Source organism: Pseudomonas sp. LB-090624 (genome assembly GCF_003205205.1).
In the GTDB taxonomy this organism is placed as follows: Bacteria; Pseudomonadota; Gammaproteobacteria; order Pseudomonadales; family Pseudomonadaceae; genus Aquipseudomonas.
In genome coordinates this window covers 161548-175029 of sequence record NZ_QJRL01000007.1, presented here as the reverse complement: position 1 = coordinate 175029, position 13482 = coordinate 161548, and the positions used below count along the sequence as shown (strand labels likewise).

At 61.9% G+C, this 13482-nt stretch carries 18 protein-coding genes; all 18 read left to right on the top strand.

Annotated features, from left to right (window positions below):
- Nucleotides 1-2 precede the first annotated feature (2 nt).
- The gene (locus DMX11_RS10250; protein ID WP_110744423.1) at nt 3-644 is read left to right on the top strand and encodes a SurA N-terminal domain-containing protein; all 642 of its coding nucleotides are present in this window, start codon (nt 3-5) and stop codon (nt 642-644) included.
- 249 nt (nt 645-893) lie between these two features.
- Nucleotides 894-1427: a response regulator gene (locus DMX11_RS10245; protein ID WP_177410727.1), complete on the top strand. Its 534-nt coding sequence runs from the start codon at nt 894-896 to the stop codon at nt 1425-1427.
- A 60-nt stretch (nt 1428-1487) separates the two neighbouring features.
- Nucleotides 1488-3194: a GspE/PulE family protein gene (locus DMX11_RS10240; protein WP_110744422.1), complete on the top strand. Its 1707-nt coding sequence runs from the start codon at nt 1488-1490 to the stop codon at nt 3192-3194.
- Nucleotides 3178-3957 carry a hypothetical protein gene (locus DMX11_RS10235; protein ID WP_110744421.1) on the top strand — a complete coding sequence of 260 codons (780 nt, stop codon included), beginning with the start codon at nt 3178-3180 and terminating at the stop codon, nt 3955-3957. The genes DMX11_RS10240 and DMX11_RS10235 overlap by 17 nt, the downstream gene beginning before the upstream one ends.
- A 1-nt stretch (nt 3958) precedes the next feature.
- A complete protein-coding gene (locus DMX11_RS10230) occupies nt 3959-4501 on the top strand; it encodes a pilus assembly protein (protein ID WP_110744420.1) in 543 nt (180 codons plus the stop codon).
- A complete protein-coding gene (gene pilO / locus DMX11_RS10225; protein WP_110744419.1) occupies nt 4488-5051 on the top strand; it encodes a type 4a pilus biogenesis protein PilO in 564 nt (187 codons plus the stop codon). Before DMX11_RS10230 ends, pilO begins: the two co-directional genes overlap by 14 nt.
- Entirely contained in the window at nt 5051-5560 is a 510-nt protein-coding gene (locus DMX11_RS10220) for a hypothetical protein (RefSeq protein WP_110744418.1), read from the top strand. The genes pilO and DMX11_RS10220 overlap by 1 nt, the downstream gene beginning before the upstream one ends.
- Nucleotides 5557-7422 carry a secretin N-terminal domain-containing protein gene (locus DMX11_RS10215; protein WP_110744417.1) on the top strand — a complete coding sequence of 622 codons (1866 nt, stop codon included), beginning with the start codon at nt 5557-5559 and terminating at the stop codon, nt 7420-7422. Before DMX11_RS10220 ends, DMX11_RS10215 begins: the two co-directional genes overlap by 4 nt.
- Entirely contained in the window at nt 7419-7898 is a 480-nt protein-coding gene (locus DMX11_RS10210; protein WP_110744416.1) for a type II secretion system protein, read from the top strand. Before DMX11_RS10215 ends, DMX11_RS10210 begins: the two co-directional genes overlap by 4 nt.
- 5 nt (nt 7899-7903) lie before the next feature.
- A complete protein-coding gene (locus DMX11_RS10205; RefSeq protein WP_003247965.1) occupies nt 7904-8278 on the top strand; it encodes a type II secretion system protein in 375 nt (124 codons plus the stop codon).
- The gene (locus DMX11_RS10200; RefSeq protein WP_110744415.1) at nt 8253-8780 is read left to right on the top strand and encodes a type II secretion system protein; all 528 of its coding nucleotides are present in this window, start codon (nt 8253-8255) and stop codon (nt 8778-8780) included. Before DMX11_RS10205 ends, DMX11_RS10200 begins: the two co-directional genes overlap by 26 nt.
- Complete coding sequence (csgE, locus tag DMX11_RS10195) at nt 8777-9166, top strand: curli production assembly/transport protein CsgE (protein ID WP_110744414.1); 390 nt, start codon at nt 8777-8779, stop codon at nt 9164-9166. The genes DMX11_RS10200 and csgE overlap by 4 nt, the downstream gene beginning before the upstream one ends.
- Nucleotides 9163-9576, top strand: coding sequence for a curli assembly protein CsgF (locus DMX11_RS10190; RefSeq protein WP_110744413.1), 414 nt, complete (start codon nt 9163-9165; stop codon nt 9574-9576). Before csgE ends, DMX11_RS10190 begins: the two co-directional genes overlap by 4 nt.
- A gap of 34 nt (nt 9577-9610) precedes the next feature.
- Complete coding sequence (locus DMX11_RS10185) at nt 9611-10462, top strand: CsgG/HfaB family protein (protein ID WP_110744412.1); 852 nt, start codon at nt 9611-9613, stop codon at nt 10460-10462.
- A 265-nt stretch (nt 10463-10727) separates the two neighbouring features.
- Nucleotides 10728-11213, top strand: a complete 486-nt coding sequence (locus DMX11_RS10180; RefSeq protein WP_110744411.1) for an Hcp family type VI secretion system effector — start codon at nt 10728-10730, stop codon at nt 11211-11213.
- Nucleotides 11210-11923 carry a DUF4225 domain-containing protein gene (locus tag DMX11_RS10175; RefSeq protein WP_256590573.1) on the top strand — a complete coding sequence of 238 codons (714 nt, stop codon included), beginning with the start codon at nt 11210-11212 and terminating at the stop codon, nt 11921-11923. The genes DMX11_RS10180 and DMX11_RS10175 overlap by 4 nt, the downstream gene beginning before the upstream one ends.
- A 644-nt stretch (nt 11924-12567) precedes the next feature.
- The gene (gene tssD / locus DMX11_RS10165; protein ID WP_256590572.1) at nt 12568-12942 is read left to right on the top strand and encodes a type VI secretion system tube protein TssD; all 375 of its coding nucleotides are present in this window, start codon (nt 12568-12570) and stop codon (nt 12940-12942) included.
- A gap of 64 nt (nt 12943-13006) precedes the next feature.
- Complete coding sequence (locus tag DMX11_RS10160; RefSeq protein WP_110744409.1) at nt 13007-13390, top strand: DUF4225 domain-containing protein; 384 nt, start codon at nt 13007-13009, stop codon at nt 13388-13390.
- The last annotated feature ends 92 nt before the right edge of the window (nt 13391-13482 follow it).

Genomic DNA, 13482 nt, shown 5'->3' with positions numbered 1-13482 from the left:
CCATGCGTATCATGTTGCTGTGCCTGTTGCTGGTGTTGGGCCGGGCGGTCTGGGCCGATATGCCCGCCGCGCGGGTCAACGGCGTGGAGATCGGGCAAATGCGCCTGGAGCGCTATTTCAGCGAGTACCTGGAAGCCCAGGGCCGTGCGCTGACCAGCATCCGCAACCCGGGCCTGTACAAGCGCCTGCGCGACCAGGCGCTGGATGAGCTGATCGACAAGGAACTGCTGTGGCAGGAGGCGCAACGCCAGGGCATTGCCATCAGCGATGAACAGGTGTCGGCACACGTCGGCGAAGTGGAGGCAGCATTTGGCAGCCCGGCCATTTTCGAGCGGCGTCTGGCAGAGGCGGGCTTCGATCGGGCACATTACACTGAATATACCCGGCAAGAGATGGCGGCCCAGCTGGTTTATGCCAGGCTCAGCGCAGTCGACGCGCCGAGCCAGGACGATGTGCAGGCATTCTATGATGCCAACCAAGCAACCCTGCAAGGAGCGCAGAACCAAAGTGATAATCCTTCGGTCATACGCGAACACGGCCTGGTGTTGGCCAGGGCCACGCTCATCGGTCAAAGAGAAGCGCAGGCGCGCCATTGGGTGCGCCAACGTTTGCGGGAATCCGGTAAAGTGGAGATTGCCGACTGAGTACCCTGATGGCCGTTGCCCCAATGCTGGGGAATCAGGGCTTGGCAATGTGCCATCATTTCCCCCGCTTCTGGGGAACCAGCTGGGTGTGCCTGCCCGCCGCGATATCGGTGCTGGCCGGCACTATTGGCAAATCAATGAGTTACAGCGGTGCAACATGACTATTCACGCCTGGCACGAAGCCTGCTCAAGCCTGTACAAGGGCGCACTTCGCAGACCGGGTAACCGGGCAGTTCTTGGGAGTCGACCTTGGTGAACAGAGTATTGGTAGTCGATGACGAACAGACTCTTGCGCAGAACCTGCAAGCGTACCTGCAGGCGCAAGGCCTGGAAGTTCATGTTGCCCACGACGGTGCCAGTGGTATCGAACAGGCTGTAAGCCTGGCACCGCAAGTAGTCGTGCTGGATTACCGCTTGCCCGATATGGAAGGTTTTCAGGTACTGGAGGCTGTACGCAAGAACAGGCAATGCCACTTCGTGCTGATTACCGCCCACCCCACCGTCGAGGTGCGTGAGCGGGCCGCCGAACTGGGCGTGAGCCATGTCCTGTTCAAGCCGTTCCCGTTGATGGAACTGGCCCGTGCAATCTTCGACCTGATGGGCATCGAGCGCCGGCGCAGGGCCACGGACAACCCGGCTGAAGGGTTCGTCGAACGACGCCAGAACAGGAACGAATCTTTCCCCCTGCAGTTGTACGATGGAAGCTGGGTGTTGGCCGACCGCCGCCGAAACGGCGCCAAGCCACCAGGGCCCGACGACGACCAACTGCTTACAGGGGAATAGCGGCGCCCGCACCCCTGGCCGAGCCAGCCTGCGACGCGCCCCTGAGCGGAGTCGTAGGCCATGCCAGAAGCATTCGATGCAACCGTTGCGGCCCAGTCGCCGGCACAGCCAAAACCACTTCAAGCCTACCCCCGCGACCTCCTGGCCCAGGCTCGCCTGCAAGCCACCGACCAACGCCTGCTCAACTGCCTGGAGCAACTGGCCGGCGATACCCCGGCCACCTTCACTCAACGCCTGGGCCTGACCCTGCATTACCCGGTACTGGTCAGCCACACCTTGCTGGCCAGTACCCCACGCTTCGACAAGGTCAGCCTGGCCGCGTGCCTGAAGCGCGAATTCGTGCTGATCGAGCAGGACGGCCAACTGTTGGGCGTATTCGCCGACCCCTTCGACCCTGCCCGCCTGGCCTGGATCGATGATGTGCTGCAGGGTGCGCCGTTGTACCTGGCCCATCCTGCCGAGCTGGCCACGTTCCTTGCCCGCCATGAAGAAAGCTTCCACGCCGTCGATGCCCTGGACCACGATGCCGAGACCAGCAGCGAAAGCGACCCGCTGCAACGCCTGTCGCTGGCCAGCATCAGCGAAGACCAGAGCCGGGTGGTCAAGCTGGTCAACTCCACCCTGTATGACGCGCTGAAGCTGCATGCCAGCGACATTCACCTGGGCATGACTGGCCAGGGCCTGACCATCAAATACCGCATCGACGGTGTGCTTAACGGTGCCGGCAAAGCCAGCGGCAGCGCCTTCGCCGACCAGGTGATTTCGCGTATCAAGGTCATGGCCGAGCTGGATATCGGCGAAAAACGCGTGCCCCAGGACGGCCGCTTCAAGGTTGCCGTTGGCGATAGGCAAATCGATTTCCGTGTATCGATCATGCCCAGCATCTTTGGTGAAGACGCGGTGCTGCGGGTGCTCGACAAGCAGGACTTGTCCGACCGGGTCAGTGGTGTGCAATTGCAGGCCTTGGGGTTTGCCGAAGAAACCCTGCGCGCCCTGCGCCGGCTGGCCGCCGAGCCCTACGGCATGATCCTGGTCACTGGCCCCACCGGCAGCGGCAAGACCACCACCCTGTACGCCATGATCAGCGAAATCAACCACGGCGTGGACAAAATCATCACCATCGAGGACCCGGTCGAATACCAGCTGCCCGGCGTGCTGCAGATTCCGGTCAATGAAAAGAAGGGCCTGACCTTCGCTCGTGGTTTGCGCTCGATCCTGCGCCACGACCCGGACAAGATTCTGGTGGGTGAAATCCGCGACCCGGACACCGCGCAGATCGCCGTGCAATCGGCGCTCACCGGCCACCTGGTGTTCACCACCATTCACGCCAACAACGTATTCGACGTGATCGGCCGCTTCAGCCAGATGCAGGTCGACCCCTACAGCTTCGTGTCCGCGCTGAACGCGGTGCTGGCCCAACGCCTGATTCGTCTGGCCTGCCCGCACTGCGCCACGCCCTGCGACCACGATGACGACACCTTGCATGGCTCGGGCCTGACCCGCGACGGGGTGGCCGGCTGGCGCTTCGTTCGCGCCCAGGGCTGCGGCCAGTGCCGCGGCAGTGGCTACCGCGGCCGCAGCGCCATCGCCGAGCTGCTGCACCTGGACGACGACCTGCGGCAGATGATCGTCGAGCGCCGCCCCCTGGCGCAAATCAAGACACTCGCCTGCCAGCGTGGCCTGCGCCTGCTGCGGGCTTCGGCCCTGGACCTGGTCCGCGATGGCCGTACCACCCTTGAGGAGATCAACCGTGTCACATTCATCTGACCGTTACTGCGCCGTATTGGGCGCCGAGGGTGTCGGCCTGGGTCGCTGGCACAAGAACCATCACCAGTGGCTGGGCAGCCGCGACTTCAGCAGCGACGCCACCCAACCGGCCTGGGATGCCGCCGTCGACGGGCTGGCTGCGCTGCTGGCCGAGCATGCGGTGCGGGGCGCCCAGTTGCGGGTGCTGCTGTCGGCCCGCTACAGCCGCTTCTGCCTGGTGCCCTGGAGCGACGCCATCGGCCACCCGCGCGAGCTGGATGCCTATGCCCGGGCCTGTTTCGAAAACCTTTATGGGCAACCGCTGGACGACTGGCGCATTGTGCTGTCACCCGAGCCTGCCGGTGCCGCCCGCATCGCGACGGCACTGCCCGAGGCGCTGCTGCAACGGCTGCAGGCGCTGGGCCGGGAAAGCCGCCTGAACCTGCGGTCAGTACAGCCGTACCTGATGGCGGCCTACAACCGCTGTTCGGCGCAGCTGGAGCAGGGCGACTTCCTGTTCGTGCTGGCCGAACCACGCCGCAGCGTGCTGCTGCTGGCGGCCGGTGGGGCGTGGCAGCAAGTGCTGGCGCAAGGTTGCGCCGACAGCGACCAGGCCCTGCAAGCGCTGATCGAGCGCACCTGCGAGCTGTACGGCGAGCACCTGCCACGGGTCTACCTGCATGCACCGGGGCGGGGCGACGTGCCGCAACTGGCGGCGGTACAGCTGTGCCAGCCGGCCAGCGAAGCCGACCCGCTGTGCGCCATGTGGCGGGCGGTGGCTTGACATGCGCCGCCTCAACCTGGAATTCCAGCCACGGCGCAGCAGCCCGTTGGCCTGGGCGCTGCTCATCCTGGCCAGCGCAGTGCTCGCCGGCTTGGTACTGCTGCAACACGGCTTGCAGGCCGAGCAGGTCGACCTGGAGGCCAGCGTGCACAGCCTGGAATTGCAGCTGGGCCGCCGCCCGGCCACTGCCGCGCCCTTGAACAGTGCCGCCAGCCGCGAACAAGCCGAGCGCCTGGCACAGATGCGCAGCGTGTCGCAGCAGTTGCAACGTCCTTGGCAACAGCTATTCGCCATGCTCGAAGCCATGCCACAAGAAGATGTGGCGCTGCTTGGCCTGACCCCGGATGCGCGCAAAGGCCAGGTACGCATCGCTGCCGAAGCACGCAACCTGGAAGCGATGCTGCAGTACCACCAACGGCTGGAAGCCAGTGCAGAGCTGAGTGACGTGTCGCTGCTCAACCACGAAGTGCTGGCCGCGCAACCTGAGCACCCGGTGCGCTTTACCCTCACCGCTACCTGGGAGACCGGCCATGCGCGCCCCTAACGCACTGAACAGCTTGATCCTCCAGGAACGCCTACGCAGCATTGGCCCGGTCGGCTTGGGCGCAGTCCTGGTCAGCGTGCTGGCCATTGGCGTGATCTGTGCCGGGGTGCTGCCGCAATGGCAGGACGTGCGCGAACTGCGTGCCAGTGAAGCGGACGCCAGCGTACAGGTGCAGCGGGTCAAGCGCGGTGAGCTGAAAATTGCCGTCAAGCCAGAGCAGGAAGCGCTGGACAGCCTGCGCCAGCAACTGCCAGGGCAACCCCAGGCCAGCGAACTGATCGAGCGCCTGTACCACCTGGCCAGTGCCGAGCACATCAGCCTGGCACGTGGCGAATACGCCTTGGGCATCGACCCCAAGACCCAGCTGGCGCGTTACCAGATCGTGCTGCCGGTGCGCGGCAGCTACCCACAGATTCGCGGCTTCATCAAAGGCCTGCTCAAGCAGCTGCCGACCCTGGTGCTGGAAGACCTCGAACTGCAACGCAAACGCATCGGCGACGGCGAGCTGAACGCCCGGCTGCGCATGACCCTTTACCTGTCGAGGTCGTGATGAACACTCAACGTGCAGTCATCTGGGCCAGTTTCCTTGGTGTGAGCGCAGTCCTCGCCTGGGCACCAGGGCACTGGTTCGGCCAGGAAGGCAGCGTCGCGGCCTTCGCGGGCAAGCCCGCTCCCATAGGGGTTGTGGGCAACGCTGAGCCTGTAGGAGCGGCTTTGGCCGCAAAAGGGCCGGAGCAGGCCTCCAGAAACCTGTTCCCAACCCAGCAATGGACCAAACCCAAAGCCCTGGCCACGGTCACCGAACAACCCGTCATGACCGCACCTGTCGTCGCCGCGGCCCCGACGGCTCCGGAGCTGCCGTTCCAGTTCATCGGCCGCATGGGCAACGACGACGACCTGCAGATTTTCCTGCAGAGCGGCGAAAAACTCTACGTCGTGCGCCAGGGCGACGTCATCGAAGACACCTATCGCCTCGATCGGGTATCGGCCAGCGAGCTGAACCTGGTCTACCTGCCTTTGCACCAGTCGCAGACCTTGTCTGTCGGGAGCGCACCATGAAATCGTCAAAGCTGTGCAAGCCTGCTCCGTTCCTGCTTTTGGCGCTGTGCGTGGCCATTGCCGGCTGCGGCTCCAGCGCGGTACGCAAGGACAGCGATCAGTTGATGAAGGAGGGCCAGTACGAAGCCGGCATCGCCCGCCTGGAAGAGGCCTTGCGCGATGACCCGCGTGACACCGAGCTGAACATCGCCCTGGCCCACAGCCGCCAGGCGGCGGTCGAGGCCCTGATTACCCAGGCCGACAGCGACCGGGTCCGCCACGACTTCGTCAACGCCCGCATGGGCTATGGCCGGGTGCTGACCCTGGAACCGAACAATCGCCGTGCCCAGGAGGGCATCCGCCAGCTGGAGCTGATCCGCACCCTCGACGAACGTGTAGCGCTGGGCCAGGCGGCGCTGCGCCAGGGCGACCTGTTCGGGGCCGAACGCTACATGCGCGAAGTCCTGCGGCTGGACCCGCAGAACCAGAAGGGCATTGCGCTGCGCACCGACATCGAGAACGTCCAGGCGCGTACCGCGCAGCCGTTCCCGCAGCTGCGCAGCAAGCTGGAGCGGCCGGTGACCCTGGAGTTTCGCGATGCCAACCTGAAAACCATCTTCGAAGTGCTGTCGCAAGTGGCCGGCATCAACTTCATCTTCGACAAGGACCTGCGCCCGGACATGAAGGCCACCATCTTCGTGCGCGAGGTGCGCATCGAGGACGCGATAGCGCTGCTGCTGGAGCAAAACCAGCTGCGCCAGAAGATCGTCAACGACAACACCCTCATGGTCTACCCCGACTCGCCACAGAAGGCCAAGGACTACCAGGAACTGGTCATGCGCACTTTCTACCTGACCAGCATCGATGCCAACACCGCGCTGAACATGGTCAAGACCATGCTCAAGACCCGCGATGTGTTCGTTGACGAGCGCCTCAACACCCTGACCATGCGCGACACCCCCGATGCGGTACGCATGGCCGAGAAGCTGCTGCAGTCGCAGGACCAGTCCAACCCCGAGGTGGTGCTGGAAGTGGAGGTGATGGAAGTGGCCACTTCGCGCATCCTCGACCTTGGCCTGCAATGGCCCAATACCTTCGGCGTGCTGAGCGACGATGGCAACCCGGTCAGCGTGCTCGACCAGCTCAAGGGCATCAATTCCAGCCGTATCAGCATTGCGCCAGCGCCGCAGGCCAAGATCAACGCCCAGGACAAAGACATCAACACCCTGGCCAGCCCGGTGATCCGCGTCAGCAACCGCGAGCAGGCGCGTATCCACATCGGCCAGCGGGTGCCGATCATCAGCGCCACCTCGGTGCCGTCCACCCAGGGCCCGGTGATCACCGAAAGCGTCACCTACCTGGACGTCGGCCTGAAGCTGGAAGTGCAGCCCACGGTCCACCTGAACAATGAAGTGGCGATCAAGGTGGCGCTCGAGGTCAGTAACGCCACCCCGCTGGAGGCTACCCGCCAGGGCACCATCCCGGTTCAGGTCGACACCCGCAACGCGCAGACCAGCCTGCGCCTGCATGATGGCGAAACCCAGGTGCTGGCCGGCCTGGTACGCAACGACCACAACGCCAGTGGTAACAAGATCCCCGGCCTTGGCGACATTCCGGGCTTGGGACGGCTGTTCGGCAGCAACAAGGACGACATGAGCAAATCCGAGCTGGTACTGGCGATTACCCCGCGCATCGTGCGCAACCTGCCGTACCAGAGCCCGTCGGACATGGAGTTCTCCACCGGCACGGAGTCGGCCATGCAGGTACGCCAGATGGCGCCGCTGCCACCGGTGGACGTGCCCAGCAATGCGCCCACCTCCGAGAGCCCGGTCGTCGACAGCCAGATGGCAGTGGCCCCGGTGAATGCGAGCCCGCGGCCATGAAAACCTCGCGCCGCATGCGTGGCTTCAGCCTGATCGAGGTCGTGCTGACCCTGGCACTGCTCGGGCTGCTCGCCAGCATGGCCGCGCCGCTGACCGAGACCGTGGTGCGCCGCGGCAAGGAGCAGCAGTTGCGCGAGGCGCTGTACCAGATCCGCGACGCCATCGACGCCTACAAGCGCGCCTTCGACGCCGGTTACATCGAGAAGCGCCTGGATGCCAGCGGCTACCCGCCGAACCTGCAGGTGCTGGTGGACGGGGTGCGCGACGTGCGCAGTGCCAAGGGCGCCAAGTTCTACTTCCTGCGGCGCATCCCGCACGACCCGCTGCTGGCGACCAAGGCGGAAGATGAAGGCGGTTGGGGCCTGCGTGCCTACGAGAGCAGCCCCGACAACCCGCGCGAAGGCGAAGACGTGTTCGACGTGTACTCCAAGGCCCGCGGCAAAGGCCTCAACAACATCCCGTACGGGCAATGGTGATAGCCATGAAACGCAGCAAAGGCTTCACCCTGATCGAACTGCTGGTGGTGATGGCGATCATCGCCACGCTGATGACCATCGCCATGCCGCGCTATTTCAACAGCCTGGAAAGCTCCCGCGAGGCCACCCTGCGCCAAAGCCTGGCGGTACTGCGCGAGGCGCTGGACCACTACTACGGCGACACCGGCCACTACCCGGATTCGCTGGAGCAACTGGTGGAACAACGCTACCTGCGCAACACCCCGGTCGACCCGATTACCGAGCGCAGCGATGCCTGGCAGTTGGTACCCCCGCCAGAAGGTGTGGCGGGCGGCGTGGCCGATATCAAGAGCGGTGCCACAGGGAGGGCGCGTGATGGCAGCCTTTTCGCTGAATGGTAAAGCCAACGGCGGCTTCACCTACCTGGGCGTGCTGCTGCTGATAGCGGTCAGTAGCGTCGCCCTGGCAGCCACCGGCACCCTTTGGGCCAGTGCCGCCCAGCGCGACCGCGAACGGCAGTTGCTGTGGGTAGGCGGCCAGTACGCCCAGGCCCTGCGCAGCTACTACCGCGCATCCCCCGGGCTGGCCCAGTACCCGCAGGACCTGGCTGACCTGCTGCAGGACAACCGCTTTCCGCAGGCCCGCCGGCACATTCGCCGGCTGTACCCCGACCCCATCACCAACAGCGACGATTGGGGCCTGCTGCGTTCGATCGACGGCCGTATCACTGGCGTGCACAGCCGCTCGGCCGACACACCGTTCAAACGCAGTGGTTTCAACACCGAGTGGAGCGGTTTCGAAGGGCTTGAGCACTACAGCGACTGGCAGTTCGTCGCCGAACAGGCGTTTACCGATAGTGCCGCCGGCGGGCAGACCCACAGTGGCCCGGGAGATACGCCATGAAGCGCCTGGCTGCGTTGTGCCTGCTGCTGGCGTTGGCCACATCGGCCAAGGCCGGGGTGGAGGACGAGATGCAGGGGTTTATCGTCGACAACACCATCTCGCACATCGGCCACGACTTTTACTACTACTTCGCCGACCGCCTGCGTGCCACCAGCCGCCTGGACTTCAACCTGGTGGTACGCGAACGCCCCGATGCGCGCTGGGGCAGCCTGGTGACCGTGGAGTTCGAGCGCGAAGTCATGTACCGGCGCTTCCTGCCACCGAACACCACCGAGCTCAAAGACGAGGCCGTTGCAGCTGCCGACCTGGTCAAGCAGCAAATCATTCAACGCAAGCTGCAACGCCTGCTGCAGGACACCACCGACTTGGAGAGGGACGAGCTATGAACCACCGCATACCCCGTTGCATCGCCGCCTGCCTGCTGGCCAGCGCCTGTGCGGCCCAGGCCACGGAACTGGTGTACACCCCGGTGAACCCGGCGTTTGGCGGCAACCCGTTGAATGGTACCTGGCTGCTGAACAACGCCCAGGCGCAGAACGACCACGACGACCCCGACCTCGAGGACCGCGCCTCGGCCTTTACCGGCACTACGGCCCTGGAACGTTTCAGCAACCAGCTGGAGTCGCGGATGTTGTCGCAGTTGCTCGACAACATCAGTAACGGCAGTACCGGCAGCATGGCGACCGATGCGTTTCTCATCGACGTCATCGACGATTCCGGGGCCTTGAGCATCAAGGTCACCGATCGCGCCACGGGAGAAATTTCGATCATTGAGGTCAGCGGCCTGAACCCCTGAGAGGGAAGGGCTTTTATGTTGGGGAGAGAACACCATGAAACGTCTGCTGAGCACGCTGCTGATCCTCACCGCCCTGGGCCTGCAAAGTGGTTGTAGCCTGCGCGAACCCATGTCGGCCGAACAGGACTCGGAAACCCCGACCCTGACCCCTCGGGCCTCGACCTACTACGACCTGATCAACATGCCCCGGCCCAAGGGGCGCTTGATGGCAGTGGTGTACGGGTTCCGCGACCAGACCGGGCAGTACAAGCCGACCCCGGCCAGCTCGTTCTCCACCAGCGTCACCCAGGGTGCGGCGAGCATGCTGATGGATGCCCTGAGTGCCAGCGGCTGGTTCGTGGTGCTGGAGCGTGAAGGGCTGCAGAACCTGCTGACCGAGCGCAAGATCATCCGCGCGTCGCAGAAAAAGCCGGATGTCGCGGAAAACATCATGGGCGAACTGCCCCCGCTGCAGGCCGCCAACCTGATGCTGGAGGGCGGCATCATTGCCTACGACACCAACGTGCGCAGCGGCGGCGAAGGCGCGCGCTATCTGGGCATCGACATCTCCCGCGAGTACCGGGTGGACCAGGTCACCGTCAACCTGCGCGCCGTGGACGTGCGCACCGGGCAGGTGCTGGCCAACGTGATGACCAGCAAGACCATCTACTCGGTCGGGCGCAGTGCCGGGGTGTTCAAGTTCATCGAGTTCAAGAAGCTGCTGGAAGCCGAGGTGGGGTATACCACCAATGAACCGGCGCAGCTGTGCGTGCTGTCGGCTATCGAAGCGGCGGTAGGGCACTTGCTGGCGCAGGGGATTGAACGGCGGCTGTGGCAGGTGGCTGGGGATGGGGGGGAGGGCAAGGCTACGGTGGACAAGTTCTTGAGTCAGAATCAGCAGCCTTGATCGACCTTGAGGGCCTCTTCGCGGACTCGCCCGCTCCCACAGGGATCGCGTGACCCAAGGTGCGATGCCGTCCCTGTGGTTTTAACCATGAAGAGGTCGGTGCAGAACTGAGCTCATGGCACCCTGTCCACGGGCATGTGCAGCTTCACAGAGGCCCTAATAAACAAAAGGTTTAAAGCACGCCCAGAAAATTTCAGACGCAGCCGACATACAGCCTTTTCCTTGCTCCGTAATCTTGGGCATCCACCTACAAGGAAATTTGGCCATGGCTAGTAACGGATACATGCGGATAAACGGTGAGCGACAGGGCTTGATCTCCGCAGGCTGCAACTCGCAGCCGTCCATTGGTAACCGATGCCAGCTCTCTCATCAGGATGAGATCCTGGTGCTGGCGTTGAACCACGCAATGTCCAACACCGACAACACCCGACGCGCGACTCACCATCCCGTGTCGATCACCAAACTGGTCGACAAGGCCAGTCCATTGCTGGCTCAGGCCGTGGATTCCCAAGAGGCGCTCGTCTGTGAAATAGACCTCTATCGCACGCACTCAGGAGGTCACCAGGAAAAATATTTTTCCATCAAGCTGGAAGGCGCGGTGATCGTAGCTCAGGAGCTGGATATACCCCATGCCGTGTTGATGGCCGATCAGCAGGCGCAAGAGCAATTGCTAATTCGCTACCGCTCGATCAGATGGAGTCACCATGCTGCCGGGACAACCGGGCACGCGGCGTGGGGGGAGATACCATGAGCCGGCAAGAGGAATTTGGCGATCGCCCGGACCAGGCGTTCTGGGAAGTGAATGCTGCAGCCGCCGGGTTGATCAGTCACGGTTGTACTGTCAGTGCGCGGTACCTGCAGGATCGCAGGTTGCGTATGCAGTTCAATCGGGAGCTCGCCTATTACGCGCAGCGAGTGGTGGACGATGTAGTTCAGCGACGTATTAGTCCGGAGGAGGGGCTGGGGCGTATCGAAGTTGAGGCTAAGAGCATGGGCTCGGAAATACAGCGCGTGATTCAGCAAGCTATCGGCCTGGCCGCTGGCGCCTCTCAGGCAGCTACAGGTTTGGCAAGCTGCATGGCTAGCCTGGGTACCACGTGTGCGTTTCATGGCGTGCCCTTGATGGCCCATGGTGGGAATAACTTTTATGAGAACGGCCGTGGGCTTTATGAAGGGCGCACGGATGTGGTAGGGCCGGTTCGGAAACTATATCAGGAGGCCGCCAAATCGGTGGGTTATGGTGAGCTTGAGGGGAACATGGCTTATTACAGCGCAGATCTGGTTTTCTCTGGGCGGGCTTTAAGTCGGCGGGTTCCTAAAAAGGGTGCCTGGCGTTTATATCGCTATTTGGATAGTGATATGGAGAGAAAGTACAGGCAGCTAGGTAGGACTGGCCTAGTGTTTGAGTTTGGTTCGTCGGCGTCGACGCTGATACAGTTAAATAATGAATTCAAAAAATGAAATTTTTTCTGTTTATTATTTTTGTAATGGGTGATGTTGTATTTAGATTGTTTTTGAACAGGACTGTTTTCAGGTCCCTGGGGAGCAATTGGATGTTGATCTGTGCGCTCTGTTATTTTGCGTTCATGATGAGGGTTTATTTGGATATAGTTGGAGGTGGAGGTTTGTTCGGTTTTTCCTTTCGGTCTGGTGATGTTATTACAGTGTCAGTAGTGCCTGCTGTATGCGTTTTTATGCTATTTTTTCATGTGTGGGCAGTTACTTCTCGGATGGACAGCTAGTTATTCGGCCATGCGCATGAGCGGCAGGAAAAGGTTGTGCAGGCTTCTGGTGCTTGTGGGCTGTTTTTGGCATTTTTGATTTTATGCACGGTATGTGGTTGACCTTGAGGGCCTCTTCGCGGGTAAACCCGCGCCCACAGGGATCGCGTGACCCAAGGTGCGATGCCGTCCCTGTGGTTTTAACCATGAAGAGGTCGGCTGCAGAACTGAGCTCATGGCACCCTGCCCACGGGCACGTGCAGCTTCACAGAGGCCCGAATAAACAAAAGGTTTAAAGCACGCCCAGAACATTTCAGACGCAGCCGACATACAGCCTTTCCTTGCTCCGTAATCTTGGGCATCCACCTACAAGGAAATTTGGCCATGGCTAGTAACGGATACATGCGTATAAACGGTGAGCGACAGGGCTTGATCTCCGCAGGCTGCAACTCGCAGCCGTCCATTGGTGACCGATGCCAGCTCTCTCATCAGGATGAGATCCTGGTGCTGGCGTTGAACCACGCAATGTCCAACACCGACAACACCCGACGCGCGACTCACCATCCCGTGTCGATCATCAAACTGGTCGACAAGGCCAGTCCATTGCTGGCTCAGGCCGTGGATTCCCAAGAGGCGCTCGTCTGTGAAATAGACCTCTATCGCACGCACTCAGGAGGTCACCAGGAAAAATATTTTTCCATCAAGCTGGAAGGCGCGGTGATCATAGCTCAGGAGCTGGATATACCCATGCCGTGTTGATGGCCGATCAGCAGGCGCAAGAGCAATTGGTGCCTCTCAGGCCGCTACAGGTTTGGCAAGCTGCATGGCTAGCTTAGGTACCACATGTGCGTTTCATGGCGTGCCCTTGATGGCCCATGGTGGGAATAACTTTTATGAGAACGGCCGAAGGCTTTATGAAGGGCGCACGGATGTCGTGGGGCCGGTTCGGAAGCTATATCAGGAGGCTGCCAAGTCGGTGGGTTATGGTGAACGTGAGGGAAACATGGCTTATTACAGCGCAGATCTCGTATTTTCTGGGCGGGCTTTAACTCAGCGGGTTCCCAAAAAAGGCGCCTGGCGTTTATATCGCTATTTGGAAGCCGATAGGGAGAGGAAGTTCAAACAGTTGGGTAAGAGGGGGTTGTGGTTCGAGTTTGGTTCGTCGGCATCGACATTGGAACAGCTCAGTAGTGAGTCAAAAAAATGAAAGTGCTGCTGTTTGTTTTTTTGCAGTGTGTGATGTGGTGTTCAGGTTGTACTTAAATAAAACCGTATTTAGATCGCTGAAAAGTAATTGGC

Excerpts from the sequence above, each read along its gene's own strand:
- DMX11_RS10250 (WP_110744423.1), top strand. The coding sequence starts at position 3 with ATGCGTATCATGTTGCTGTGCCTGTTGCTGGTGTTGGGCCGGGCGGTC.
- DMX11_RS10240 (WP_110744422.1), top strand. The coding sequence starts at position 1,488 with ATGCCAGAAGCATTCGATGCAACCGTTGCGGCCCAGTCGCCGGCACAG.
- DMX11_RS10230 (WP_110744420.1), top strand. The coding sequence starts at position 3,959 with ATGCGCCGCCTCAACCTGGAATTCCAGCCACGGCGCAGCAGCCCGTTG.
- pilO (WP_110744419.1), top strand. The coding sequence starts at position 4,488 with ATGCGCGCCCCTAACGCACTGAACAGCTTGATCCTCCAGGAACGCCTA.
- DMX11_RS10220 (WP_110744418.1), top strand. The coding sequence starts at position 5,051 with ATGAACACTCAACGTGCAGTCATCTGGGCCAGTTTCCTTGGTGTGAGC.
- DMX11_RS10215 (WP_110744417.1), top strand. The coding sequence starts at position 5,557 with ATGAAATCGTCAAAGCTGTGCAAGCCTGCTCCGTTCCTGCTTTTGGCG.
- DMX11_RS10210 (WP_110744416.1), top strand. The coding sequence starts at position 7,419 with ATGAAAACCTCGCGCCGCATGCGTGGCTTCAGCCTGATCGAGGTCGTG.
- DMX11_RS10205 (WP_003247965.1), top strand. The coding sequence starts at position 7,904 with ATGAAACGCAGCAAAGGCTTCACCCTGATCGAACTGCTGGTGGTGATG.
- DMX11_RS10200 (WP_110744415.1), top strand. The coding sequence starts at position 8,253 with ATGGCAGCCTTTTCGCTGAATGGTAAAGCCAACGGCGGCTTCACCTAC.
- csgE (WP_110744414.1), top strand. The coding sequence starts at position 8,777 with ATGAAGCGCCTGGCTGCGTTGTGCCTGCTGCTGGCGTTGGCCACATCG.
- DMX11_RS10190 (WP_110744413.1), top strand. The coding sequence starts at position 9,163 with ATGAACCACCGCATACCCCGTTGCATCGCCGCCTGCCTGCTGGCCAGC.
- DMX11_RS10185 (WP_110744412.1), top strand. The coding sequence starts at position 9,611 with ATGAAACGTCTGCTGAGCACGCTGCTGATCCTCACCGCCCTGGGCCTG.
- DMX11_RS10180 (WP_110744411.1), top strand. The coding sequence starts at position 10,728 with ATGGCTAGTAACGGATACATGCGGATAAACGGTGAGCGACAGGGCTTG.
- DMX11_RS10175 (WP_256590573.1), top strand. The coding sequence starts at position 11,210 with ATGAGCCGGCAAGAGGAATTTGGCGATCGCCCGGACCAGGCGTTCTGG.
- tssD (WP_256590572.1), top strand. The coding sequence starts at position 12,568 with ATGGCTAGTAACGGATACATGCGTATAAACGGTGAGCGACAGGGCTTG.
- DMX11_RS10160 (WP_110744409.1), top strand. The coding sequence starts at position 13,007 with ATGGCTAGCTTAGGTACCACATGTGCGTTTCATGGCGTGCCCTTGATG.